At 66.8% G+C, this 23,680-nt stretch carries 22 protein-coding genes; 9 read left to right on the top strand and 13 right to left on the bottom strand.

From position 1 onward, the window contains the following. Positions 1-50 precede the first annotated feature (50 nt). Together ACIPXZ_RS08615 and ilvA are read left to right on the top strand one after the other, a co-directional pair. Complete coding sequence (locus tag ACIPXZ_RS08615) at positions 51-1,331, top strand: AI-2E family transporter (RefSeq protein WP_400592443.1); 1,281 nt, start codon at positions 51-53, stop codon at positions 1,329-1,331. Continuing rightward, positions 1,318-2,559, top strand: coding sequence for a threonine ammonia-lyase (ilvA, locus tag ACIPXZ_RS08610; RefSeq protein ID WP_400592440.1), 1,242 nt, complete (start codon positions 1,318-1,320; stop codon positions 2,557-2,559). Before ACIPXZ_RS08615 ends, ilvA begins: the two co-directional genes overlap by 14 nt. 160 nt (positions 2,560-2,719) lie before the next feature. Here ilvA and greA read toward each other — a convergent pair whose 3' ends face one another. Both greA and ACIPXZ_RS08600 read right to left on the bottom strand, forming a co-directional pair. After that, a complete protein-coding gene (gene greA, locus ACIPXZ_RS08605) occupies positions 2,720-3,214 on the bottom strand; it encodes a transcription elongation factor GreA (RefSeq protein ID WP_400592438.1) in 495 nt (164 codons plus the stop codon). Between the two features lie 146 nt (positions 3,215-3,360). Continuing rightward, positions 3,361-3,804, bottom strand: coding sequence for a DUF4307 domain-containing protein (locus tag ACIPXZ_RS08600; protein WP_400592436.1), 444 nt, complete (start codon positions 3,802-3,804; stop codon positions 3,361-3,363). Positions 3,805-3,877: 73 nt separating this feature from the next. Between ACIPXZ_RS08600 and mca the strand changes: the two genes are divergently transcribed. From mca to ACIPXZ_RS08585, 3 genes are all read left to right on the top strand, one after another. After that, complete coding sequence (gene mca / locus ACIPXZ_RS08595) at positions 3,878-4,789, top strand: mycothiol conjugate amidase Mca (RefSeq protein WP_400592433.1); 912 nt, start codon at positions 3,878-3,880, stop codon at positions 4,787-4,789. A 109-nt stretch (positions 4,790-4,898) separates the two neighbouring features. Continuing rightward, positions 4,899-5,153: a hypothetical protein gene (locus ACIPXZ_RS08590; RefSeq protein ID WP_400592430.1), complete on the top strand. Its 255-nt coding sequence runs from the start codon at positions 4,899-4,901 to the stop codon at positions 5,151-5,153. 32 nt (positions 5,154-5,185) lie between these two features. After that, positions 5,186-7,360, top strand: coding sequence for a thioredoxin domain-containing protein (locus ACIPXZ_RS08585; protein ID WP_400592427.1), 2,175 nt, complete (start codon positions 5,186-5,188; stop codon positions 7,358-7,360). On the opposite strand, the gene ACIPXZ_RS08580 is transcribed toward ACIPXZ_RS08585, so the two are convergent. Beyond that, on the bottom strand, positions 7,353-7,682 hold the full coding sequence (locus tag ACIPXZ_RS08580; protein WP_400592424.1) for a branched-chain amino acid transporter permease: 330 nt from the start codon (positions 7,680-7,682) through the stop codon (positions 7,353-7,355). The genes ACIPXZ_RS08585 and ACIPXZ_RS08580 overlap by 8 nt on opposite strands. Next, the gene (locus ACIPXZ_RS08575; protein WP_400592421.1) at positions 7,675-8,433 is read right to left on the bottom strand and encodes an AzlC family ABC transporter permease; all 759 of its coding nucleotides are present in this window, start codon (positions 8,431-8,433) and stop codon (positions 7,675-7,677) included. Before ACIPXZ_RS08575 ends, ACIPXZ_RS08580 begins: the two co-directional genes overlap by 8 nt. Positions 8,434-8,512: 79 nt before the next feature. Here ACIPXZ_RS08575 and ACIPXZ_RS08570 point away from each other — a divergent pair, with 79 nt between their 5' ends. Then, positions 8,513-8,953 (top strand): Lrp/AsnC family transcriptional regulator, encoded by a 441-nt coding sequence (locus ACIPXZ_RS08570; RefSeq protein ID WP_400592418.1) that lies wholly within the window; start codon positions 8,513-8,515, stop codon positions 8,951-8,953. Positions 8,954-9,091: 138 nt separating this feature from the next. Here the strand turns inward: ACIPXZ_RS08570 and ACIPXZ_RS08565 are convergent, their stop codons facing one another. From ACIPXZ_RS08565 to ACIPXZ_RS08545, 5 genes are all read right to left on the bottom strand, one after another. Then, complete coding sequence (locus ACIPXZ_RS08565) at positions 9,092-10,618, bottom strand: amino acid permease (RefSeq protein WP_400592415.1); 1,527 nt, start codon at positions 10,616-10,618, stop codon at positions 9,092-9,094. A 68-nt stretch (positions 10,619-10,686) separates the two neighbouring features. Then, positions 10,687-12,123: an aspartate ammonia-lyase gene (locus ACIPXZ_RS08560; RefSeq protein ID WP_400592412.1), complete on the bottom strand. Its 1,437-nt coding sequence runs from the start codon at positions 12,121-12,123 to the stop codon at positions 10,687-10,689. Continuing rightward, entirely contained in the window at positions 12,120-13,148 is a 1,029-nt protein-coding gene (locus tag ACIPXZ_RS08555) for an asparaginase (protein ID WP_400592409.1), read from the bottom strand. The genes ACIPXZ_RS08560 and ACIPXZ_RS08555 overlap by 4 nt, the downstream gene beginning before the upstream one ends. 32 nt (positions 13,149-13,180) lie before the next feature. After that, complete coding sequence (locus ACIPXZ_RS08550) at positions 13,181-13,903, bottom strand: FadR/GntR family transcriptional regulator (RefSeq protein WP_400592406.1); 723 nt, start codon at positions 13,901-13,903, stop codon at positions 13,181-13,183. A 71-nt stretch (positions 13,904-13,974) separates the two neighbouring features. After that, positions 13,975-14,670, bottom strand: a complete 696-nt coding sequence (locus ACIPXZ_RS08545; RefSeq protein WP_400592404.1) for a hemolysin III family protein — start codon at positions 14,668-14,670, stop codon at positions 13,975-13,977. Positions 14,671-14,811: 141 nt separating this feature from the next. Between ACIPXZ_RS08545 and ACIPXZ_RS08540 the strand changes: the two genes are divergently transcribed. Continuing rightward, complete coding sequence (locus tag ACIPXZ_RS08540) at positions 14,812-15,573, top strand: isoprenyl transferase (protein WP_400592401.1); 762 nt, start codon at positions 14,812-14,814, stop codon at positions 15,571-15,573. Positions 15,574-15,685: 112 nt separating this feature from the next. Here ACIPXZ_RS08540 and ACIPXZ_RS08535 read toward each other — a convergent pair whose 3' ends face one another. Further along, positions 15,686-16,279, bottom strand: coding sequence for a GNAT family N-acetyltransferase (locus tag ACIPXZ_RS08535; RefSeq protein ID WP_400592398.1), 594 nt, complete (start codon positions 16,277-16,279; stop codon positions 15,686-15,688). A 442-nt stretch (positions 16,280-16,721) separates the two neighbouring features. On the opposite strand from ACIPXZ_RS08535, the gene ACIPXZ_RS08530 reads away from it, so the two are divergent. Next, positions 16,722-18,029 (top strand): PhoH family protein, encoded by a 1,308-nt coding sequence (locus ACIPXZ_RS08530; RefSeq protein WP_400592734.1) that lies wholly within the window; start codon positions 16,722-16,724, stop codon positions 18,027-18,029. 79 nt (positions 18,030-18,108) lie between these two features. Here the strand turns inward: ACIPXZ_RS08530 and ACIPXZ_RS08525 are convergent, their stop codons facing one another. Further along, entirely contained in the window at positions 18,109-18,765 is a 657-nt protein-coding gene (locus ACIPXZ_RS08525; RefSeq protein WP_400592395.1) for a GNAT family N-acetyltransferase, read from the bottom strand. Positions 18,766-18,852: 87 nt separating this feature from the next. Between ACIPXZ_RS08525 and ACIPXZ_RS08520 the strand changes: the two genes are divergently transcribed. Continuing rightward, positions 18,853-19,521 (top strand): prepilin peptidase, encoded by a 669-nt coding sequence (locus ACIPXZ_RS08520; protein ID WP_400592392.1) that lies wholly within the window; start codon positions 18,853-18,855, stop codon positions 19,519-19,521. A gap of 57 nt (positions 19,522-19,578) precedes the next feature. Here ACIPXZ_RS08520 and ACIPXZ_RS08515 read toward each other — a convergent pair whose 3' ends face one another. Next, positions 19,579-22,065 (bottom strand): DUF5129 domain-containing protein, encoded by a 2,487-nt coding sequence (locus ACIPXZ_RS08515; RefSeq protein ID WP_400592389.1) that lies wholly within the window; start codon positions 22,063-22,065, stop codon positions 19,579-19,581. A gap of 155 nt (positions 22,066-22,220) precedes the next feature. Continuing rightward, positions 22,221-23,657, bottom strand: coding sequence for a class II fumarate hydratase (locus ACIPXZ_RS08510; RefSeq protein ID WP_400592386.1), 1,437 nt, complete (start codon positions 23,655-23,657; stop codon positions 22,221-22,223). Positions 23,658-23,680: the final 23 nt, after the last annotated feature.

Below are 23,680 nucleotides of genomic sequence, written 5' to 3'. Positions count from 1 at the left end.
GCATACGAACGCATTTTCCAAATGCCGGTCACCTGCGCCACGATTGATGCATGTCAGGTGAAGCGCAGAACGGCAAGTCAGCAGTGCCCCGTCCGACGCGGGGCCGGGCTTTGGAGGAGGACGTTCCGTACGGGGTCAGGATCGCCGCCGAATGGGCCTGGCGCTCCGGGGTCATCCTGCTGGCCGCAGGTATCTTGATCTGGCTTCTGTCCCAGGTCAGCTTCCTCATCATCCCCGTGCTGCTCGCGGCGCTGTTCACTGCCCTGCTCAATCCTTTGGTCGGCTGGCTCAGCAGGCACCGCCTCCCGCGGGGACTCGCCGTCGCCATCACTCTGCTGACCCTTGTCGCGGTGATCGCGCTGACGCTGACCTTCGTGGGCAAGCAGGCCACGGTCGGCTTCCGGCAGCTGTGGGGACAGGCCCTGGAGGGACTGAAGCAGGTGCAGACCTGGCTGCAGGACGGCCCGCTTCATATCACCACGGCTCAGATGGACAGCTACCTGGACAGCCTGACCACCACGATCCAGGGGCAGAGCAGTACCATCCTGACGGGTGCGCTCAGCGTCGGCAGCGGGGCTGGCCATATCGCCGCCGGACTGCTGCTCACGGTGTTCATCCTCATCTTCTTCCTCCTGGAAGGGCGGCAGATCTGGGGTTTCCTGACGAGGCTCTTCCCGCGCAAGGCCCGCGCTGCCATCGACGGGGCCGGCAAGAAGGCGTGGACCTCCGTGGGCAGCTACGTCAAAATCCAGGTGTTCGTCGCAGCAGTCGACGCCATCGGGATCGGTGCGGGTGCTGCAATCATCGGCGTCCCCCTGGCCCTGCCATTGGGTCTTGCCGTTTTCCTCGGCTCCTTCATCCCGGTGGTCGGCGCCCTGGTCACCGGCGCGGTGGCGGTGCTGCTGGCCTTGGTGGCCAACGGCCTCGTCAATGCGGTGATCATGCTGGCCATCGTCCTGGCCGTGCAGCAGCTGGAGAGCCATGTGCTGCAACCGCTGGTCATGGGCAAGGCGGTCTCCCTGCACCCCGTCGGCGTGATTCTCGCTGTCGCGGCAGGGTCCTTCCTGGCAGGCATTCCGGGCGCGCTCTTCGCCGTTCCGATCCTGGCCGCACTCAACTCCGCCATCCGGTACATCGCGGCGCGGGGCTGGGACAACGACCCCGCCGTGGCCGCGGCGGACGGCACGACGGCGGTGGCATCCGCTCCCGCAGGAGACGCTGAGAGCGGCTCGACGTCGTCGTCCTCCACAGAACGTCCGGCCCCGCAGAGCGGGCCGGAGACGCAAGAACAACCGAACAATTCCAAGGAGGCGGCCAGTGATGACCACTGAGACCCTACCCGTAACGCTCCAGGACGTAGTCCGTGCACAGGAATTGCTCGACGGCGTCATTACCGTCACGCCCATCGAGAAGTCCAGGGCGCTGTCCCGGATGGTCGGCGGGGACGTGGTCTTCAAGTGCGAGAACCTCCAGCGTGCCGGCTCCTTCAAGGTGCGGGGCGCGTACGTCCGCATGGCCAGTCTGAGCGCTGTGGAGAAGGCCCGCGGCGTTGTCGCGGCCTCCGCAGGCAACCACGCCCAGGGCGTGGCCTCCGCGGCCAAGGCTCTGGGCATCAAGGCCCGGATCTATATGCCGCTGGGCGTCGCCCTTCCCAAACTTGCCGCCACCCGCGACCACGGTGCCGAAGTCATCCTCCACGGCCACAACGTGGACGAGGCCTTGGCCGAGGCCCAGCGTTACGCCGACGCCTCTGGCGCGGTGTTCGTGCACCCCTTCGACAACGTCGATGTGGTGGCAGGCCAGGGGACGATCGGCCTGGAGATCCTGGAACAGGTTCCCGACGTCGACACCATCATCATGGGTGTCGGCGGCGGCGGTCTGCTTGCCGGGGTGTCCGTGGCCATCAAGGAACGCGCCCGCCAGCTGGGGCGCGAGATCCGGGTGATCGGGGTGCAGGCGGAGAACGCGGCGGCCTACCCGCCCTCACTCGCCGCGGATGCCCTGGTGCCGCTCAAGAAGGTCTCCACCATGGCGGACGGCATCGCCGTGGGTCGCCCCGGGCAGCTGCCGTTCAGCATCATCCGCGAGCTGGTGGATGACGTGGTCACGGTCAGCGAAGACGCGCTGGCGCGTGCACTCATCTTCCTGCTGGAACGCGCCAAGATGGTGGTGGAACCCGCCGGAGCCGTGGGCGTGGCGGCGCTTATGGAGGGCAGGATCGAGAACCCCGGCAAGGTGGCCGTGGTCCTGTCCGGCGGCAACATCGACCCGATGCTCATGCTCAAGGTCATCCAGCGTGGTCTCTATGCCGCGGGCCGGTTCCTCACCGTCCGGATCCTTCTGGACGACCGTCCCGGCTCGCTGGCCACCATCTCCCGGATCATCGCCGAACACGACGCCAATGTCACCGGCGTGGACCACACGCGCGTGGGCGGATCGATCAGCATGGGCGATGTGTCCATCACCGTGGATCTGGAGACCAAGGGCCACGAGCATTCCGAGGTGGTGCTCAACGCGCTGCGCGCCGAGGGCTTCCAGCCGATCGTGGTGCACTTCTAGGCCTTCCCCTGATCGACTGCTCCGGTGTTGTCGTTCTGAACCCTCCGAACGACAACACCGGAGCAGTCGATCAGGAGAACCCCGCGAGGGAACAGTTGAGGCCACTATCCCTGACGGATAGTGGCCTCAACTGTTCCCTCGCGGGGGGGTTGTGAGCAACTCAGCCGGTGAACGGCTTGGCGGAGATGATCTCCACCGTGATCTGCTTGCCGTTCGGGGCGGTGTAAGACACGGTCTCGCCTTCCTTATGTCCGGTGATGGCCGAGCCCAGGGGGGACTTCTCGCTGAAGACATCCAGATCCGAGCCGCCGGCGATCTCACGGGAACCCAGGAGGAACTTCTCCTCGTCCCCGGCGATCTTCGCAACGACCACCATGCCGGGTTCCACGACGCCGTCGTCGGCCGGAGCGGCACCCACCTGGGCATCCCGGAGCAGCACGGTCAGCTGGCGGATGCGGGCCTCGATCTTGCCCTGCTCGTCCTTGGCGGCGTGGTAGCCGCCGTTCTCCTTGAGGTCGCCTTCCTGGCGTGCAGCTTCGATGCGCCCGACGATCTCGGCACGGCCAGGGCCCGAAAGGTGCTCCAGCTCAGCCTTGAGACGGTCGTACGCTTCCTGGGTCAGCCACGCGACGGATGCGCTATTGGGTGTGGACACGTAAGAACTCCTCTTGATCAACTGTCGCAAATAACCCCGCCGACTGGCGGTTGGAAGACCGCACCACCAGTTCAACGGGGCAAAAGGTATTCGCCTAGTGTAGGCAAAGCCCGTGACAAACCAAAGTCACGGGCGCCGGGCGCGGTTCAGCTCTTGGGCCAGCAGCTGTCCACCAGGCCGGAGACGGCCAGGGACTCGGTGCGCAGTGTGATCCGTTGCTGGGTGGTCCTGCCGCTTTCGGCGCCGGCATCGGCTGAGTTCGGCGGGATCTCGACGTACTTCCAGCCGACCACCGCGAACTGGCCGTCCAGCGCCTTCACGGCGCAGATGGCGTCCTCGGTGCGGTCCTTGGAGACCTGGAAGTCGACGACGGCGTAGGACGGGTCATTGGCGACGAAGCCGACGGTCTTGAAATCGACGCTGTTCACGGATGCCACGTTCACGGTCAGGACGGCGGCCAGGCCGCAGGCGACGAGCACTCCTGCCACGATCATGATCAGCTTCGTACGCCGTGTGAGAACCCGCTTCTGGCGGCCGTAGCGATTGGCTAGGCTGGAATCGACAGGCGTTGGGTTCAGGCTCGGCGTCACCACATCATTCTAGTTCCTCGGTCTGAGCACTCCGTACGCGGTCGCCGGGCCGGGCCAAGCCAGGAGGCTTTCCATGAGCGCTGCTGACCGGGTCTCTCCCGCGCCGACCGGCCAGGACCTGCAGCCGTTGCGGATCATGTTCGTCCATGCGCATCCGGATGACGAGTCCAGCAAGGGGGCCGCGACCATGGCCCGGTACGTGGACCAGGGCGCCGAAGTCATGGTCGTCACCTGCACCGACGGCTCCCGTGGAGACATCCAGAACCCCGGCATGGAACAGGCCCCCCACCCGAAACGCGATATGGCGGGCGCACGACGCCTGGAGATGGCCGAAGCCGCTCGTGTCCTCGGCGTCCAGCAGCGCTGGCTCGGCTTCGTGGACTCCGGCCTTCCCGAGGGAGACCCGTTGCCGGCCCTCCCGGACGGGTGTTTCGCCTTGCAGCCACTCGAGGTCGCCTCGGCACCGCTGGTCCGGCTGATGCGTTCCTTCCGCCCGCACGTCGTCGTGGCGTACGACGAGAACGGTGGCTATCCCCATCCCGACCACATCATGGCGCATCGGGTGGCCGTCGAGGCCTATCATGCGGCCGGCGATCCCGCCCAGTACCCCGGAACGGGAGCGGCCTGGCAGCCCAGCAAGCTGTACTACGACTGCGGGCTCGGTCTGGAACGGATGCGCGCGCTGCGTGACGCGGGCCGGGCGGAAGGCCTTGAGGTGATCGGACTCGAATGGATCGACAGCTGGCTGGCGTCCAAGGCGGAGCCGCTGCACCTGCCCACGGCCAAGATCGAGTGCGGCGAGTGGTTCTCGCGGCGCGACGAGGCTCTCAAAGCCCACCGGACGCAGATCGACCCGAACGGCTTCTTCTTCGCCTTCCCGGACGAGTTGCAGCGCAGGGTGTGGCCGTATGAGGAATTCGTCCTCATGCACTCCCGGGTGCCGGCACCCATCCAGGAGACGGACCTCTTCACCGGCCTGCGTTGATTCCCCTCCGCCCGATGGGGCGTGGACGCGGGCCGGGGACCGGTGGAGTCCGGGCGTTCTATCCGGCGTAGAATTAGCGGAGTCCCCCCTGAACCAGAAGGTGTGAAGTGTGAACCAGCTGATCGTGCAACTTGCCAGCGACCCGAGCCCCAGCCCCTTGCCGGGTCTCAAGCCGGGCCTCACGCAGGACATGGTCACCCCGGGTCTTCTGGGGTTCCTCGCCACCGCGTTCATCGTCATCATCATGGCGTTCCTGATCGTGGACATGGTCCGTCGCATCCGTCGCGTGCGGTACCGGGGCGAGAAGGCGGGACAGGAAGCCGAAGCGACCGAAGACCCGGAGTCGCATTCCCGGGAGGCCTGATTCCTGTCAGTGCCGTGGGTTAGCGTGGCCACATGGTCAATCACCTCGAGGGACAGAGCAGTCTCTATCTGCGTCAGCACGCCCACCAGGAGGTGGACTGGCACGTCTTCGGGCCGGAGGCGTTCGCCGAGGCACGGGAGCGGGATGTGCCGGTCTTCCTCTCCATCGGCTACGCGGCGTGCCATTGGTGCCATGTCATGGCGCACGAGTCGTTCGATGATGCCGCCGTCGCGGCGTACCTGAATGCACATTTCGTGCCCATCAAGGTGGACCGTGAGGAGCGTCCCGAGGTGGACGCCGTCTACATGACGGCGACCCAGGCCCTGACAGGGGAGGGCGGCTGGCCCATGAGCGTCTTCGCTTTGCCGGATGGGCGGGCCTTTTTCGCGGGCACCTATTTTCCGCCCTCCCCGCGAGGGGGAAGGCCGTCCTTCTCGCAATTGCTGACGGCGGTGCGGGAGGCCTGGGCGGACCGCAGGACGCAGTTGGAGGATCATGCGAGCCGGCTGGCTGCAGGTCTGGGCGACTACGCCACCGCCGTGCGGATCGGCGCGTCCACGGCGTCGGATCTCGGCGCGCAAGACCTGGACGCCGCGGTGGCGCAACTTGAACAATCGGAGTCTCGGGACGGCGGATTCGGCACAGCGCCCAAGTTCCCGCCCAGTCCTCTGCTGCCGTTCCTCACCACCTATGCCGCCAGCGGCAGGCCCGAGTCGGTCCGGGCGGCCGCCGTTTCGGCGCGGACTCTGGCGGCCATGGCCCGTTCGGCATTGCGGGACCAGCTCGACGGAGGGTTCTGCCGGTACTCGGTCACGGCGGATTGGTCTGTGCCGCACTTCGAGAAGATGCTCTACGACAACGCCCTGTTGTTGCGCGCCTATACGGGGCATCTGAGGCTCTTGCGTTCCCCCGAAGGCTCGGCACTGCGGGGTGGCCTGGAAGCGATCTTTCCGCTCGCCGAGGTGCAGCGGGTGATCGAGGGGCTGGCCGGGTTCCTCTGCGTCTCCGCGGCGGATGGCGGGCTGACGGATCCGGCGGGAGCGGCCTTTCTTTCCGCCGTGGATGCGGACTCTCAGCCGTCGGCGGAGCAGCTTCGGCGTGCCGCCCTGACGGAAGCAGGTCTTCACGAGCGGGAAGGCGCCTTCTCGCTGTGGACTCCGGACGAGCTGTCGGAACTGCTGGGCGAGGACGACGGCGGCTTGCTGGCAGACCTCATGAACGTGCGGTCCCAGGGAACGGTCTCCGCTCTCGGTTCCCCCTTGCATCCCGGTGCCGAGCTCGACGTCGACGGCCTGACCATCCTGGACCGGGCCCGCCCCGTTCTTCTCGCGGCCCGGGCGGAACGCCCGCACCCGGCGGTGGATGACAAGGTGGTGGCCGCTTGGAATGCCATGGCGATCACGGCCTTCGCCGAGGCCGGCGCATCGATGGAGCGCAGCGACTGGATCGAGCGGGCCGTCGAAGCAGCGGAGAATCTCCGCCGGGTGCACTGGGACCAGACGACTCTGACCCTGTACCGGGTGTCGCATGCGGGGCTCAGAGGACCCATTCCGGGTCTCCTGGAGGACTACGCCCACGCGCTCGACGCTTCCCTGGCGTTGTATTCCGCCACGGGTGACATCTCCTGGTACTCCTGGGCCCGTGATCTCGCAGCGGCTGTCGATGACGGATTCCTGGGGAGCGACGGTTTGCTCAATGAGGACCAGCGGCACGGTGATGCCGCCTCAGACGCGCTGAGAGCGGCCTATGGTGGTGCCTCGCCGGTCGAGGCCTCTGACGGGGCTACACCTGCACCGGCAAGCGTGCTGGCCGGTGCCTGGCTCAGGCTCGCCTCTCTGAACGGGGAATCCACGCTGCTGGACAGGGCTCTGGCCGTTGCGAATCAGGCCGCTGCCGCGGTCGAAGGGCAGCCGCGGGTCAGCGGAGCCGCGAACGCGGTGCGGCTGGTGGGACTCCTGGGCGGCCTTGAAGTCGCGGTCGTCTCAGAGGGGGACCCCGGCGAACTCCTCGCCACGGCGTGGCGCAGCGCACGGCCCGGCCTCACGGTGGCCTGCGGCCGTGGTGACAACGGGGTGCCGCTGTTCGAGGGGCGTCCGGCTCCCGCCACGGGAGCCCTGGCCTATGTATGCCGTGACATGGTGTGCAGGGCGCCGGTGTCCACGGTTCCTGAGCTGGAAGCCGCCTTGGCGGCGGAGAGTCTCAGCTGAAGACCAGATTGGCCAGGACAAGGCACACAGCGGTGCCGGCGAGCATGCTCAGGACTGCATTCTTCCGCCACCAGTGAACCAAAGCGGTCACGAGAATGCCGGCCAGTTCGGGGACCCCGTGGGAGGACGACGAGAAATCGACTCCGCTGACGGCGTATGCGAAAAGGATGAGAAGAGCGCCCAAGGGCATCCAGACCCGGATGTCGGCCAGGAACGCCGAATCCTTCAGAGCCCCCTTGAGCGCGAAGGGGATCGCCCGCAGTGCGAAGGTCACGGCGGCTGCTGCGGTCACGCCCAGCAGCAGATAAGAGACGTCAGGCATGGTCTGTCTCGCGATCGTCGTCTGAAACGGTGCCCGGCGTGCGGCGCCGGCGGGTCTGCAGGCCGTGGCGGACCAGCAATGTCAGGAAGAACAGGCACAGCGAGACGAGAAGCATCTGCTGGGGCGCCACGAGGAGGGCCACCGCAGCCGAGCCTCCTGCCAGAAGGATCAAGGACAACTCCGGCCGGGCCCGGATGGCGTCGATGGCCAGGACCGTGAACAGGGAGACCATGAGGAACCCAAGACCTTTGACCTGGCCCAGGAAGCCGGAGCCGAGTAGGGCGCCGAGCACTGAGCCACCCACCCAGGAGAGCTGAAGAAGAACCTGGGTCCAGAGAATCTGCGACGAGGTGGCCTTCTCGCCCCGGCGCCCCGAGAGCAGTGCGAAGGCCTCATCGCAGAGGGCGAAAATGCTGTAGGCCTTCGCCGGTCCGCCCTGAACCCGGTCCAAGGGGAAGGAGAAGCCATAGAACAAGTGCCGCGAATTCACCAGGAACGCGGTGGCAGCGATGCTCAGGACAGGAGTGGACGCTGCGAGCAGTCCGACCAGGATGAACTCCACGGAACCAGCGAAGACCAGCCCGGAGAGCAGCGGTGCCAGCCACCAGGGCAGTCCGTTGCTCGTGACCAGCACCCCGAGCCCCATGCCGAGGGGAACGAAACCGAGGCAGACCACGCCGGCTTCGGACACGGCTGCCCGGAAACCGGAGCGGGGTGGGGGATCGGCGGGAATTCGGTGGTCCGTGGACATCTCTCCATCTTAGGGAAGTCTCGGAGCAATATGAGGTCAAGCTATTGCGAAGCTTTAGGGCAGAGAGCAATATTCCACTATGGATTCAATTGATCGAGCAATCATTGATCTGCTCCATTGGGACGGGCGCATGAGCAATCAGGAACTCGCGGAACGCGTCGGGCTGACGCCTGCCCCGTGTCTTCGCCGCGTGCGCAGGCTCGAAGCGGACGGCGTGATCACCGGGTACGGCGCCATGCTGGATCCCGCAGCACTCGGCCGCGGCTTCGAGGTGATCGTGTACGCGGATCTCGTGGCCAAGGATCTCGCCACCGTCGAAGCATTCGAAGCGCGCTTGGCCGGCATGCCCGAGGTACTGGAACTCCGGAGGATGTTCGGCATCCCCGATTACTTCATCCGAGTCGGGGTGGCGGACCTCGGCGCGTACGAGCGTTGGCTGACCGCGCGGCTGATGGGGGATCCCGCCATCTCCCGGGTGGACTCCCGTCTCACGATGAAGGTGCTCAAAGCCGTGCGTTGAGGCCGACGCCCGACGGCGGCTGCCGGCCACTGCTGCTCGCGCCCGCCCGATGAGGCGAGCGGCGGTCCGGTCGCCGTCGTCGTCCGGGAACAGCGCTGCCCGGCCCGTGCGGACACGGACCGGGCAGCTGAGGGAGGGTTACTTCTTGGGGGAGGGCCGGTTGGCCACCACCGGGGCTGCTCCTGTGAAGCCCCGGCGGTCCTCGGCGATCTGATGGATGCGCTGCCGGCAGGCGAACCAGCCGGCCACCATGAGGGCGCAGGCGACGGCCGTCGCGGCCAGCGTCCAGGGCGAGTCGATGAAGACCATGATCAGGACCAGCACCAGGAAGACCAGGGTTACGTACCCGGTGTAGGGAGCACCCGGCATCCGGAAGGCCGGCCGTGTCAGCCAGCCCTTCGCAGCCCAGCGCTGCAATTGGATCTGACAGAGGATGATGGTGGCCCAGGAGGCGAGGATGCCGACCGAGGCCACGTTCAGCACGATCTCGAAAGCCTGGCCCGGCACCAGGTAGTTCAGCGGGACACCGAGCAGCGAGACGACGGCGGTGATGGCGATGCCGCCGTAGGGGACGCCCGCCTTGTTCATCCGGAGGGCGAACTTCGGGGCCGAACCGGCGGCCGCCATGGACCGCAGGATGCGGCCCGTGGAATAGAGCCCCGCATTCAACGAGGACAGTGCCGCGGTCAGGACCACCAGGTTCATGATGGAATCCATGCCCTGGACCCCGATGGATCCGAAGAACGTCACGAAGGGGCTCACTCCGCTCTGATACGCCGTGTACGGCAACAGCAAGGAGAGCAGGATGATCGAGCCGACATAGAACACGGCGATGCGGAAGACCACGGAGTTGATGGCCTTCGGCATGATCTTCTCCGGGTTCTGGGTCTCACCGGCCGCGGTGCCGACCAGCTCCACGGAGGCATAGGCGAACACCACACCCTGCATGAGCAGGATCATCGGGAGCATGCCGTTGGGGAAGATCCCGCCATGATCGGTGATCAGGGAGAAACCGGTCGGTGCACCTGTGGGGGTGCCGAAGATGACGAACCAGATGCCGATGAGCAGGAACGACACCAGGGCCACGACCTTGATGAGGGCGAACCAGAATTCCAGCTCACCGAACACCTTGACGGACACCAGGTTCAGGGCGAGGACCACCACGAGGGCGATCAGGGCCCAGGCCCACTGCGGGACGGCGCCCATCCACGGCACGTAACGGCCGAAGAAGTTCATGTAGAGGGCGGCGGCCGTGGTGTCCACGATGGTGGTCATGGCCCAGTTGATCCAGTAGAACCAGCCCGAGACGAACGCGGCCTTCTCACCGAAGAACTCGCGGGCGTAGGAGACGAAGGAACCTGAGGAGGGGCGGTGCAGGACGAGCTCGCCCAGGGCCCTCAGGATGAGGAAGACGAAAGCGCCGCAGAGGGCGTAAGCGAAGACCAGGGACGGACCTGCGGCGGCCAGGCGCCCGCCGGCGCCCATGAAGAGTCCGGTGCCGATGGCGCCACCGATGGCGATCATCTGCACCTGACGGTTCTTCAGGCCCTTGTGGTAGCCCGCCTCTTCGGCGTGCAGGACGTGATCCGTGCTGTGGGCGTGGCCACCGTCCTCGACGTGGTCAGGGATGGCGTTGCGAGGGGTAGGGGTTCCGGGGGAGGACATGTCGGCGTCCTTTCGGTATGGACCGGCGAGGCCGGATGAACTGGGGAGGGTGTGGCGGAGGCCCGGCGTCAGGAGGAGAGGTTCGCCAGCCGCTCCGGCTTGAGGAGCTCCTCGAGCCGTTCGGCGGAGAGCAGCCCGCGCTCCAGCACGAGCTCGGCGACGCCGCGTCCCGAAGCGAGTGCCTCCTGGGCGATCGAGGTGGCGGCGGCGTAACCCAGGTAGGGGTTCAGCGCCGTGACGAGGCCGATCGAGTGCTCCACCGTGGACCGCAGATGAGCGGTGTTCGCGGTGATGCCTTGCACGCAGCGGGACGTGAGGGTCCGGCAGGCTGATTCCATGTGCGTGATGCTCTTGTGGAGGCTGTGCACGATCACCGGCTCGAACGCATTGAGCTGCAGCTGTCCGGCTTCGGCCGCCATGGTGACGGTGACGTCGTTGCCGATCACCTCGTAGGCGACCTGGCTGACCACCTCCGGGATCACGGGGTTGATCTTGCCCGGCATGATCGAGGACCCGGACTGGACTGCGGGAAGGTTGATCTCACCGAGCCCGGCGCGCGGGCCGCTGGAAAGCAGTCGCAGATCGTTGCAGATCTTCGAGAGCTTCACGGCGACTCGCTTGAGGACACCGGAGAGGTGGACGAAGGCGCCCATGTCGGAGGTGGCCTCGATCAGGTCCGGCGCCGTGACGAGAGGGAGACCGCTCGCGGCCGCGACGTGCCGGCACGCGGATGCCGCGTAGCCGACCGGTGCATTCAGACCGGTGCCGATGGCGGTGGCGCCCAGGTTGATTTCATACATCAGCCGCGCGGATTCCCGCAGCCGCTCAAGATCTTCGCCGATGGTGACGGCGAAACTGCCGAACTCCTGTCCCAGTGTCATGGGGACGGCGTCCTGAAGCTGGGTGCGGCCCATCTTGACGACCGTGCGGAACTCGGCGGACTTCGCCTGGAATGCCTGCCGCAGTCCTTCCAGAGCGTCGAGGAGTCCGTCGATGCCACGGGCGGTCGCGATGCGGACCGCCGTCGGGTAAACGTCGTTGGTGGACTGGCAGAGGTTGACGTGATCGTTGGGGTGCACCGTGGCGTAGTCGCCGTGTGGCTGGCCCAAGATCTCCAGCGCACGGTTCGCGATGACCTCGTTGGCGTTCATATTGGAGGACGTCCCTGCGCCGCCCTGGATCACGTCCACGACGAACTGGTCATCCAGCTTGCCCGCCATCACGTCCAGGCAGGCCGCCTCGATGGCTTCGCCGCGCTCGGCGTCGAGCAGCCCGAGCTCGCGGTTGGCTCGCGACGCTGCGAGCTTCACGGCTGCCAGGGCATGCACCAGGTGCGGATTGCTGGACAGGCGCTGGCCCGTGATCGGGAAGTTCTCCACGGCGCGCAAGGTGTGGACCCCCCAGTAAGCGGACTGCGGGATGTTGCGGTTGCCCAGGAGATCGTGCTCGCTGCGGAATCCTTCCGTGGGGGCTTCATCGGCCACGGGGATGGGTGCCAGGGTCATGGGTTGTCCTCTCGGTTCTGTTCCGTGCTGAGGTGATCGGGAAAAGCGGATTCCAGGGCTGTCAGGGTGCCACGCACCATGCCACCCCCGAGGATCGGCGGGCTGGCGAGCCCATCGACGCCGCTGACGTCGACGCCGAGGCTGAGCAGCGTGCGCACCGCGACGGGCATCCGTGCGCGGTCTCCTCCGTCGGAGATCTTGACGGCGACGCCGCGCCCGTCCGGCAGACCGATCAGTTGCACGCCCTCGAAGCCGTCCTTGGCCAGGGCACCCGGCAGGCCGCGCATCAGCGCTGTGACGTCCCGGCCCTCGCCGGCCACCATCTCGGGGTTGCGCATCATGGCGCGCGCGACGACGGCCGCTGCCGCCTCGACGTCGTCGTCGGCCTCGGTGCCGGCGGCCAGCCCGGCCATCCGGCCGTAGCCGCGCGCCATGGCGGTGAGGCTGAGCGCCGGAAGAGGGGTCCCGCAGCCGTCGGTGGACCATTGGGCGGGTTCTTCACCGGTCAGGGCCGTGACCGTACGGGCCACGAGCTGCTGGAGCGGGTGGCCCGGGTCGAGATAGCTTTCCAGGGGCCAGTCGTTCAGCGTGCAGGTGCCGACCATCGCCGCGTGCTTGCCGGAGCAGTTCTGGCAGATCCGGTCCGCCGCTCCGCCTGCGCGAAGCCACTCTTCCCGTTCCGCGACACCGTAGGGCAGGTCCCGGGTGTTGCGGAGTGCGTCGATGCCGAGCCCGTGACGACGCAGGATCTCCACGGCTCCCGCGCGGTGTGCCGCGCCGCCGCTGTGGCTGGCCGCGGCGAGTGCCAGGAGGTGCTCGGGGAGGTCGAGCCCTGCCAGGACCATGGCGACCGCCTGGAACGGCTTGAGCGAGGAACGCGGGTAGAACGGTGTTGCCGGATCTCCGGCACCGAACAGGAGCGACCCGTCGGGGGCGGTTGCCGCCAGGGATCCGTAGTGGACGCCTTCGATCCGCTGGTCGCGGCTGAACGCGGCCAGTGGGACGTGGACGGGGAGATGTGCCATGCGTTGTCTTCCTGATACGGGAGTGGGCGGGGTCAGTGCTGTTCGAGGGAGTCCAGGGCTCGTGCGACGGCTGCGAGGTGGTCTCTCATGGCCTCGGAGGCTCGTTCGGGAGAGCCGGAGGCGATCGCGTCGAGGATGATCTGATGCTCGCGATTGGAAGTGTGCTCGCGGTCGGCCACGAGGTTGAGAGTGCTGGACTGCTTGGCCAGAGCCTCGCGCAGATCATTCACCACCGTTTCGAAGACCTTGTTGCCGCTGGCGCGCGCGATCTGGAGGTGGAACGCGGAGTCGAGCGAAACCCAGGCCTCGACGTCGTTCTCGGCGAGCATGTCCTCGTGAATGCTCCGGAGCAGTTCAAGATCCTCGGCGTCGTGGCGTTCGGCGGCGAGTGCGGCGGCGGGGATTTCGATGTGCGGCCTGGCCTCGGTCAGGTCCCGGGCGGAGTACCGGCCGAGGACGAGGTCTGAGGAGACCCGGTCCGAGATGATGAACGTTCCTTTGCCGGTGCGCGTTTCGGTCAGCCCGAGTGCGGAGCACGAGCGCAGCGCTTCGCGGATGACGGAACGGCTGACTCCGTAGCTGGCGGAGAGCGCGGCTTCGGACGGGAGTTTGTCGCCGACGGCGATCCGGCCTTCCTCGATGTCGCTGCGCAGTGCGGTGAGGACCGCTTCCTGAGCGCTGACACGGGCCAGCGGGCCGGGACCGGGGCGCAGTCGCCCCGGGGACGATGCTGTCCGGCTGTCTGACAGGTTCACCGTATGAGTATGGGCGCCGTCACAAGGTGGTGTCAATCACGCCGGGTCGGGAAGGCGGCGTGGCGTGCCGGTCAGCGCAGGACGCTCAGGAAGATCGCGACCAGATGGCAGGCGAAACCCAGCACGGTGAAGGCGTGGAAGAGTTCGTGGAAACCGAAGAAATGATAGCTGAAGTTGGGGCGCTTCAAGCCGTAGAACACCGCTCCGGCTATGTAGAAGGCGCCGCCGCAGCACACCAGGATCGCGGCAGGAATGCTCGCGGCGAAGAACTCCGGAATGAAGAAGAGCGCGCCGCAGCCGAGGGCGACATAGATGGGCACGTAGAGCCAGCGCGGGGCATGAATCCAGAGAAGGCGGAACGCGACGCCGGCCAGGGCGCCGCCCCAGATGAGCCACAGCAGCATGACCGCCGTCGGGCGATCCAGCAGCGTCCAGGCCAGCGGAGTGTAACTTCCGGCGATCACCAGCATGATGTTGGTGTGGTCGAGCCGTTTCAGTACGGCCTTGACGCGAGGGTTCCAATTGCCCCGGTGATACACCGCGCTGACGGTGAACAACAGCAGTCCCGTCAGGGTGTAAACGGCTGAGGCGATCTTGCGATCCGGGGTGGGTGCCAGGCAGATGAGCACGATTCCGGCTGCCAGGGCCAGAGGCGCGGCCGCCGCGTGGATCCAGCCTCGCCAGGCGGGCTTGATGGCCAGCAATTGAGCTCGGTCCGAGAGGGCGGCGGGGGATGAGACGGGAGGAAGAGGTGCAGCGGTCCGCATCTTTCAATGCTAACTTACGCTCCCGTAGGTTACTAGTGAGTAACCTTGGCCTGCCCTGGAAGAGCCGTCCCAAGCGGTAGCCTTGTGCCAGGCAGTCCCGCGGCGCGGGGTACGCGCGAACGGGAAGAGGTGCAGGGCCGCATGAGTGTGCAGGATTTCCTCTACGGCATGTACGAACGCCGTCTGGAACGCAGTCTGGCGGCCGATCGGATCCCGGCGCACATCGGTGTGATGGTGGACGGCAACCGGCGCTGGGCCAAGCAGTTCAACGCGCCCAGCAGTCGTGGGCACCAAGCGGGCGCGGACAAGATTCTTGAATTCCTGCACTGGTGCCAGGAGATCGGCGTCAAGGTCGTCACGCTGTACATGCTCTCCACGGACAATATGAGCCGTTCTTCGGATGAGCTGGACGAGCTCATGGCCATCATCGCGAACACGCTGGACCGGCTGGACGAGGACGAGAACATCTCGGTGCACGCGATGGGCGCCCCGGAGCTCCTTCCGGACTACCTCGCCGAACGGCTGAGCCGGCTCACTCACAAGACGCCGGTGAAGGAAGCCGTGCACGTCAACGTCGCCGTCGGGTACGGTGGGCGCCGCGAGATCGTCGACGCCGTCCGGGCCCTGATGAAGGACGGTGCGGGCCGTGGGGAGACCCTTGAAAGCCTGTCCACTTCGCTCTCCGTGGAAGACATCTCCCGCTTCTTGTACACCGCGGGCCAGCCCGATCCGGACCTGGTGATCCGCACCTCCGGCGAGCAGCGGCTCTCCGGCTTCCTCATGTGGCAGAGCGCCTACAGCGAGTTCTACTTCTGCGAAGCGCTCTGGCCGGCGTTCCGCAAGGTCGACTTCCTGCGGGCGTTGCGTGACTACGCGGGACGTCAGCGGCGCTTCGGCGCTTGACCTTCTCCAGGGCTCTCCCGGAACGCACTTTTCTTTCCCCATTTGCGTGCTCAGTCGGTGCGGGCAATTCGGTGAAACACCCGCAACAACTGAGCACGCAACGGGGGTGCGCCTAGTCGCCGTATCGCTCCCGGTACTCGGACTCCAGCATGCCGAGCACGATCTTGTCGTGGAATCCGGAGCGGTGGAACACGGCGTCGCGCTCCCGCCCCTCCTCCACGAAACCGAGTGAGCGGTAGAGCCGCAAAGCGCGCTCATTGAATGACCAGGTGTCCAGCGCCACCTTGTGAGCAGCCATCTCCTCGAAGGCCACCCGGAGCATCACCCGCAGAGCGTCACCGCCGTACCCCTGACCTTGGTACCGGGGACCGATCATGATGGCGATCCGCGCGGTCCGGACCCGGGGATCCATGCCCCACGCCGTGATGTGACCGACCAGATCACCGTCTTGTGACATCTCTCCGCCCTGGGACACGATGCTGAAACCAGCGGCGCGCATCGTGTCGTTCTTGCTCCACTGGCGGAACAGCTCTTCCGAGTCCTCGGTGGGGATGGGCGAGGTCGTGTAGCGCTGCAAGACTGCGAGCCCGGAGTCGTTCCACCAGCCCGAAAGCTCTGGAAGGTCCTCGGGGAGCAAGCCCCGCAAGACCGTCAATTCGCCCTTGTAGAGGCCGTCCGCCCATTCCTGCATCGTCGTCGTTGCCATCCTGCCAGCCTAGTGCGCGCCCCGGCGGCCGTGTCGTGTGGTCAGTCGTGGCGGGAGATCCCGCGGCGAACCCGCCACAACTGAGCACGCGACGGCGGAGGAGCATCGCCGTTCACGGAAAATTAACGCGTGAGTTGCCGTGGCGGCTGTCGAGGCGGAGCCGCCGGGGTTAGCGTGGTCCTAACGCCGGGGAACCCTCCCGGCGCCACGGGAGGCCATCCATGGAGCGAGAAATCGCACCAGCTGTGGGGGAGGCCGGAACCGGCCTCCGGGCCGACCGCCTCACCTAGAGAAATCCGGGCGAGAGCCCGGGTCTGGAGTTGATGTGGCTATTTCCGATGTGACCACCGCGAACGACACGGCGCAGGGCACCGGTGCGACGAAGGGCACCGCGAAGAAAGCTACCTCTGGCACCGCGCGAGGGCGTTCCACGAAGGGAACGATCCCGGACGCCGCCCCGACTGGCCGCAGCTTCGTGATCGACACCTCTGTTCTGCTCTCGGATCCAAGGGCGCTGCTGCGTTTCGCCGAACATGAGGTGATCGTCCCGGTGGTCGTGATCGCCGAGCTCGAGGGCAAACGCCACGATCCCGAGCTGGGGTACTTCGCCCGGAAGGCGCTGCGGCTGCTCGACGATCTGCGCGTGGAGCACGGAAGCCTCAACCGCCCGATCCCACTCGGGAACGAGGGCGGCACCCTGCGCGTGGAGCTGAACCACATCAGCGCAGAGGTGCTTCCCGCAGGCTTCCGTTCCGGCGACAACGACTCGCGCATCCTCGCCGTGGCAAAGAACCTGGCCGACGAAGGGCACGACGTCACCGTGGTGTCCAAGGACCTGCCCATGCGCGTCAAAGCCTCCGCCATGGGACTCACGGCGGATGAATACCGTAACGAACTGGTCAAAGACACCGGATGGACCGGTCTCTCCGAGCTGGATGTCAGCGAGGAGGAAGTCTCCGCCCTCTACGGTCACGAGCCGGTGCTCATCCCTGCGGCCGCCGAACTGCCGGTGAATACCGGCCTGGTCATGCTCTCACCCCGCGGCTCCGCCCTGGGCCGGGTCGGCGCCGACAAGCAGGTGCGTCTGGTCAAGGGTGACCGGGATGTCTTCGGCCTGCATGGACGCTCCGCCGAGCAGCGACTGGCCATCGACATGCTCATGGACCCGTCGATCGGCATCGTCTCGCTGGGCGGCCGGGCCGGCACCGGCAAATCGGCACTGGCCCTGTGTGCCGGTCTGGAAGCCGTGCTGGAACGCCAGGAACACCGCAAGGTGGTGGTCTTCCGGCCGCTCTACGCCGTGGGCGGTCAGGAACTGGGTTACCTCCCCGGCACTGAGTCGGAGAAGATGAACCCCTGGGCCCAGGCGGTCTTCGACACTCTTGGTGCGTTGGTGTCCCAGGAAGTGGTGGAGGAGGTCATGGACCGGGGCATGCTGGAGGTTCTGCCTCTGACACACATCCGCGGCCGCTCCCTGCACGATTCCTTCGTGATCGTGGACGAGGCGCAGTCCCTGGAGAAGAACGTCCTGCTCACCGTGATGAGCCGCATGGGACAGAACTCGAAGATCGTCCTCACGCACGACGTCGCGCAGCGCGACAACCTGCGCGTCGGGCGTCACGACGGCGTCGCCGCCGTCGTCGAGACCCTCAAGGGGCATCCGCTCTTCGCGCACATGACGCTGACACGGAGCGAGCGCTCGCCGATCGCCGCGCTGGTCACGGAACTGCTGGAGGGCGCCGAGATCTGAGCCCTTGTCTGCTCGCGAGGTTACAGCTCACGCCCTCAAGATACGGTTTTTAGGGTGTCAGCTGTAACTTCGCGGGTGCTCAGTGGGCCGGATCGAGCCCGATGAAACGGGCCAGTGGCTCGTGCCCGGCGACGCTCAATTGCCAATCGGGGCGGCGGAAATCCGCTGCATTGAGGCGAAGCTGCTGAATCTCGGCCGGACCTTCCGCGGAGGGTTCGCGGTGTACACCGTTGTCCCGGTAACCGAGGGAGTGCGAGACCCCGAGCGATGGCTGGTTCCAGACCGCCGCAGACGACTCCGCGACGTCGGCGCCCAGGAAGTCGAAGGCGTAGATCAGGATCGCCGCGCGCATCTCCTTCCCGAGTCCCTGCCCTTGCGATGACTTCCGGATCCAGGAACCGCTCTTCACCACTTTGAAGGCCGCGAAGTCCGTGGCCATGAGGGACTGGGAACCGATCAGCTCGCCCTCGTGCCAGATCCCGAAAGCCAGTTCCCATCGTTCCTGCGCGAAGCCGCTGCGCGTACTCCAGTGGAACCGGGCGGTGTTCGCCGGAAGCTGTTCCGCGGGCGCTTCGGACCAGGGCACGGAGAACGGCGACTTCCCGGGTTCGTGGATGCCGCTGCGGACGGCTTCGATGAGAGGTGCCATGTCCTCGTCGCGGAGCACGCGCAATTCGAGGCGCGGGGTACGCAGGACGAGGCCGAAGGGCGGGAAGATCTCCTCGAGTGACAGCATGGCCACGAGTCTAGCCAGCGGAGCGGCGTGCAGGCGGCTGTGGACGGCCGATTGCCGGAGGACCGCGCCGGAACTAGAGTCAGGGCCATGCTGACACGGATCGCTCAGTTCTGGGGGCTCGGTCAGGGCTGGGCGCTGGCCGCTGCGATCCTGCTGCTGCTGGCTGCTGTGGTGTTCGTTCTGGCCGGGGCACGCCTGGCCTGGATCGATGCCCGTACCAAACTGTTGCCCAATAGAATCGTCTTCCCGTGGGCGTGGGCTGCCGGTGCGTTACTGCTGGCAGCGTGCCTTTGCGCGGGCCTCGCGGTTCGTGAGGTGCACTGGTTCGCCTACGCCCCCTTGTCCGGGCAGGCCATCAGCCCGGGTGGATTCATCGTGACCGGCACGCCGGGTTCAGCCGAGTTCGAGCGGTCCCTGGACGAACAGCTGGGAGAGCTTGCAGCCCCCATTGCAGGCATCTGGGGTTTGCGCGTTCTGGCAGGCGGAGCGCTCTCCTGGCTCGGCTACTTCCTGCTGAGGGTGGTGTACCCGAGGGGAATGGGCTTCGGCGATGTGAAGCTCGCGGGGGTGCTCGGCCTCTATCTGGGCTACCTCGGCTGGTGGCCGATGCTCCTGGGACCGCTGGTCGCGTTCATCCTCGGTGGTGTGTTCTCCGCCGTGCTCCTGGTCACCCGGAAGGCCACCCGGACGAGTCACATCCCGTTCGGCCCCTTCATGATCACAGGTGCTGCTCTCGTGATGCTTCTGCCGGTCTGAGTCCCTCGCCTGGTTCACCGGAAGCGCGAGATCCAGGTGGTCGTCGCAGTCCTGCGCTCAGAGCGTCGCCAGATAGTCGCGCACCCTCTGCCCGAGGTCGAGCTCCCGCTTCGTCAAGGCGTCTACCAGACCGCCCAGGCGCTCGACGTCGAAGGCATGGGCTTCCTGGCCGCGTGCCCTGCGGTGACGGGTCTCCAGTTCCTCGCATCGCCGCAGCGCCAAGGTCTGTGCCCGGACGCGAAGCCGCCGGTCCTCCAGTTCCGGCGCCCCATCGCCGACTTCGGCGGTCACGGCATTCAGAGCCGCCGAATCCTCCCCGAGGAACAGGCCTTCCAGCTCGGTGCGGATCTCACGCAGCCGCCGGTCGTTCTCCTTCCGGGAGACCGTGCGGTCACGACGGCGCCGGCTGACGGCGGACGGGATGGCCAGCAGAAGGCCTGCCAGCAGAACGGCCCCGGTTCCGACACCGACCTTGGTGGCCTGTGATTCGGTCCAGGCGGGCTTGCCGAGACTCGTCGCCAGGTCCTGTTTGAGTCGGTAGACCGGCGCGTAGGGGATGAACCTGGGCCGCTCAGCAGTGTCGCTGCCGCTATTGCCCAGGTACTTCCCGGAAAGGCGCGGCGCCGCGGTGGGCCCCCAGGCGAGACCGATCTCGCGATACTCGCCCTGTCCGACGGGACGCACCACGTTCACCATCACGTCCGGGTACAGATCGCCCGTGGCAGGGTCGACCAGTTCCGGGTACCGGCTGAACGCGGTGCGCAGCAGTTCGGAGCTGCGGGCCAGCTTCAGTTCCTTGAACCGCCGTCCGCTCGAATACTTGTCGGGCTTGGCCTCGACGACGACGTCCTCCTCCGGAGCCGCCGGGATTTCGAGGACGGCCAGACGCCAGGGGACGAAGGCTCGCACCTCGGCGGCTGCGGCGTCGGCCTCCGGAATGCCCTCCCAACCCGCACCGGTGGGAAGCGAGACGTAGTGCACCGTCTTGTTCTGCCCGAGGACGGTTCCGGCGATGAGAGCGCCCTGGGTGCCGAGGACGATCACCAGTACCAGAGCGCCCAGCACGATGGCCGGCTTCCACGACATGGGCCGCTGCCCGCTCTCAGGCCGATCCGCTCTCCACCACGGCGTGCGTGGCCCTTGGCCAGGACGCAACGCCGGGGTGATGCCGAGGTCTGCCCTGGTCTCCACCCACCACTCGTCCAGGCCGTCCAGGCTCAGGAAGGCATCCCCACCACTCCAGGGACTCCTGCCAGGCACTTCCTCGGAGGCCAACGCCCGGAGCAGGGGCGGTCCTGGACGTTGCGCGGAGAGCTCTGCGACCCGGCGCAGTGCGGAATCCCGGTCCAGCCGGGGAGCCGGCCCCAGGCCCGCAAGCAGTGCACTGCGCAAAGCCTCAGAAGTGCGCCGTGCGGCGTCGGTCAGCAGAGCCACTGTTTGTTCCTCGTCGGCTGCGCCCTCCGAAATGGCGGAGTTCCAGCGGGCGCCGACCGGCAGCAAGGCGGCCCTGACGCCTTCGAGGCTTTCGATCGCGGCGGCCAGCTCACCCTCCACGGGGATGCCGCCCTCTGCGGCAAGGGTCCGCACGTGATCGGCGGCCTCCACATAGGGACGGGCATTAGAGTCCCAGGCGACGGATGCGGCGGGCGAGTCGAGCAACAGCGCCGTGCCCTGGACGACGCCGTCGTCCAATTCATCCAGTCCGGATGTGGAGCGGCGGAATGCCGCAGCGTCCTCCTGGCTCAGGTCGGCCATGGTCGGCATGCCACGGGGGAGGCGTTCGTAGAGACCCGCTTCGGATCGGGTGAGCTCCAGAGACCGTTCGCTGACCTGGGCTGCAGCGTCCTTCAGACATCGCACCGTCCGGGTGTCGGGCAGATCGTCGAGTTGTTCTGAAGCCAGCCGGGTCAGTTCGAGGTCGAGCGTCACCGTGGCGAGATGCCGGGAGCCGACGGCGAGATCGTGCCACAGTTTCCGGGCATCGCGTGACCGGGCCGCATGGCGCCGTGCGAGCAGAACGGTGCCGAGAGCGCCCGCCAGGGTGATTGCGAGCCACGCCAGCGGCGTGCGGTTGAGGGCTTGCGACTGCGCGTCGACGGCAGCCCTGGCGGCCAGTGCCACGGCCCCGGCACGCTGTCCTGCGTGATAGGCGTTGGAGAAGGCGTCCCGCACCATGTCGTCGCCGTCCGGCTCGTAGTTCTCCTCATTGTGGGGGACCGGGAGCCAGTTCTTCTGGACCCGCGCGCCCGCGAAGGTGCCGTTGACGACGACCGCGACAGTCCCGGCCTGGGGATCCGAGCACTGCGGGGCGGTTTCTGCGTCGCACACCAGGATCCTGGTGTGCTCGTACGCCTTCAGCTCGCCGCCGAGAGCCGCCCGTACCTGTTCCGCCGTCACCACGGTCCCACGGACCTCCACCGTGACGGTCTCCGTGGGGATGTTCAGGACGACCCCGATCAGAGCCATCAGGCCCGTCAGACCGCCGAGAACGATCGCCGCCCACGGGCGCGTCCGGTACGGATACTTCTTCTGCTGCCCTGCCACTGGTCCCCTGAGCGTCCGGAAGCGTGAGTGTTGTCCCGCTCACCTTACTCATTACTCAAAATGCTTGCCGAATCCGGAAAACGAACGACGACGGCGGGTGGCCACCCGCCGTCGTCGTTCGGTACTGCTCAGCCGCGTGGCCGAGCGTCAGTGGTTCAGTACTTGCCGGTCATGGTGGTCACATCGAGAGCCTTGTCCAGGATCTCCTCGGTGACCTTGCCTTCGCCCTCGCCGACGAAACCGAGCTTCTCGGTGGCCTGGCGGATGGTCAGACCCTCCTTGACGGCGGTCTTGGCGATCTTGGCGGCGTTCTCGTAGCCGATGTACTTGTTCAGCGGGGTCACGATGGACGGGGACGCCTCAGCCAGGAAGCGGGCGCGCTCGGCGTTGGCGCTGATGCCGTCGATCATCTTGTCCGCCATCACGCGCGTGGTGTTGGAGAGCAGGCGGATGGACTCCAGCAGGTTCGCGGCCATGACCGGGATGCCCACGTTCAGCTCGAAGGCGCCGTTGGTGGAGGACAGGGCGATGGTGGTGTCATTGCCGATGACCTGGGCGGCGACCATGATGGCGGCCTCGCAGATCACGGGGTTGACCTTGCCCGGCATGATGGAGGAGCCCGGCTGCAGATCCGGGATGGCGATCTCGCCGAGGCCCGTGTTGGGGCCGGAACCCATCCAGCGAAGGTCGTTGCTGATCTTCATGATGGAGTAGGCGATGGTGCGCAGCTGGCCGGAGACCTCGATCAGGCCGTCGCGGTTGGCCTGGGCCTCGAAGTGGTTGCGGGCCTCCGTGATCGGAAGGGCCGTGTCTTCGGCGAGCAGGGCGATGACGCGCTGCGGGAAGCCGTCCGGGGTGTTGATGCCGGTGCCCACGGCGGTGCCGCCCTGGGGGACCTCGGCCACGCGGGGGAGGGAAGCATGGATGCGCTCGATGCCGTAGCGGATCTGCGCCTCGTAGCCGCCGAACTCCTGGCCGAGGGTGACCGGGGTGGCGTCCATGAGGTGGGTGCGGCCGGACTTCACGATGTCCTTGAACTCCGCAGCCTTGCGGGACAGCGAGGCGGCCAGGTAGGTCAGCGACGGCACCAGGTCGTTCAGCAGCGCGTTGGTCGCGGCGACGTGCACCGAGGTGGGGAATACGTCGTTGGAGGACTGGGAGGCGTTGACGTGGTCGTTCGGGTGGACCGTGCGGTCGCTGCCCTTGTCCGCGAAGGAGCGGGTGGCGAGCTCGGCCAGGACCTCGTTCATGTTCATGTTGGACGAGGTTCCGGAGCCGGTCTGGAAGACGTCGATCGGGAACTGGTCGTCGAATTCGCCCGCGGCCACGCGGTCCGCGGCGTCAGCGATGGCGTCGGCGAGATCTCCGTCGATCACGCCGAGCTCTTCGTTGGCACGGGCCGCGGCCTTCTTCACACGGGCCAGGGCCTCGATGTGCTTGCGCTCCAGGGTCTTGCCCGAGATGGGGAAGTTCTCCACGGCACGCTGAGTCTGGGCCTTGTAGAGGGCGTTCACGGGAACGCGGACCTCGCCCATGGTGTCGTGCTCGATGCGGAACTCTTGGGTGTTTGCTTCAGCAGCAGTGGAAGTCATGAGTCCTACTTTAGGACGCACGA

The organism is Arthrobacter sp. NPDC090010, assembly GCF_044748305.1.
Lineage (GTDB): Bacteria > Actinomycetota > Actinomycetes > Actinomycetales > Micrococcaceae > Arthrobacter_E.
This window is presented reverse-complemented; position numbering and strand designations above follow the sequence as displayed.

Excerpts from the sequence above, each read along its gene's own strand:
- ACIPXZ_RS08540 (WP_400592401.1), top strand. The coding sequence starts at position 14,812 with ATGAGTGTGCAGGATTTCCTCTACGGCATGTACGAACGCCGTCTGGAA.
- ACIPXZ_RS08575 (WP_400592421.1), bottom strand. The coding sequence starts at position 8,433 with ATGTCCACGGACCACCGAATTCCCGCCGATCCCCCACCCCGCTCCGGT.
- ACIPXZ_RS08520 (WP_400592392.1), top strand. The coding sequence starts at position 18,853 with ATGCTGACACGGATCGCTCAGTTCTGGGGGCTCGGTCAGGGCTGGGCG.
- ACIPXZ_RS08535 (WP_400592398.1), bottom strand. The coding sequence starts at position 16,279 with ATGGCAACGACGACGATGCAGGAATGGGCGGACGGCCTCTACAAGGGC.
- mca (WP_400592433.1), top strand. The coding sequence starts at position 3,878 with ATGAGCGCTGCTGACCGGGTCTCTCCCGCGCCGACCGGCCAGGACCTG.
- ACIPXZ_RS08580 (WP_400592424.1), bottom strand. The coding sequence starts at position 7,682 with ATGCCTGACGTCTCTTATCTGCTGCTGGGCGTGACCGCAGCAGCCGCC.
- ACIPXZ_RS08615 (WP_400592443.1), top strand. The coding sequence starts at position 51 with ATGTCAGGTGAAGCGCAGAACGGCAAGTCAGCAGTGCCCCGTCCGACG.
- ACIPXZ_RS08555 (WP_400592409.1), bottom strand. The coding sequence starts at position 13,148 with ATGGCACATCTCCCCGTCCACGTCCCACTGGCCGCGTTCAGCCGCGAC.
- ACIPXZ_RS08510 (WP_400592386.1), bottom strand. The coding sequence starts at position 23,657 with ATGACTTCCACTGCTGCTGAAGCAAACACCCAAGAGTTCCGCATCGAG.
- ACIPXZ_RS08570 (WP_400592418.1), top strand. The coding sequence starts at position 8,513 with ATGGATTCAATTGATCGAGCAATCATTGATCTGCTCCATTGGGACGGG.
- ACIPXZ_RS08560 (WP_400592412.1), bottom strand. The coding sequence starts at position 12,123 with ATGACCCTGGCACCCATCCCCGTGGCCGATGAAGCCCCCACGGAAGGA.
- ACIPXZ_RS08585 (WP_400592427.1), top strand. The coding sequence starts at position 5,186 with ATGGTCAATCACCTCGAGGGACAGAGCAGTCTCTATCTGCGTCAGCAC.
- ACIPXZ_RS08565 (WP_400592415.1), bottom strand. The coding sequence starts at position 10,618 with ATGTCCTCCCCCGGAACCCCTACCCCTCGCAACGCCATCCCTGACCAC.
- ACIPXZ_RS08545 (WP_400592404.1), bottom strand. The coding sequence starts at position 14,670 with ATGCGGACCGCTGCACCTCTTCCTCCCGTCTCATCCCCCGCCGCCCTC.
- ACIPXZ_RS08525 (WP_400592395.1), bottom strand. The coding sequence starts at position 18,765 with ATGCTGTCACTCGAGGAGATCTTCCCGCCCTTCGGCCTCGTCCTGCGT.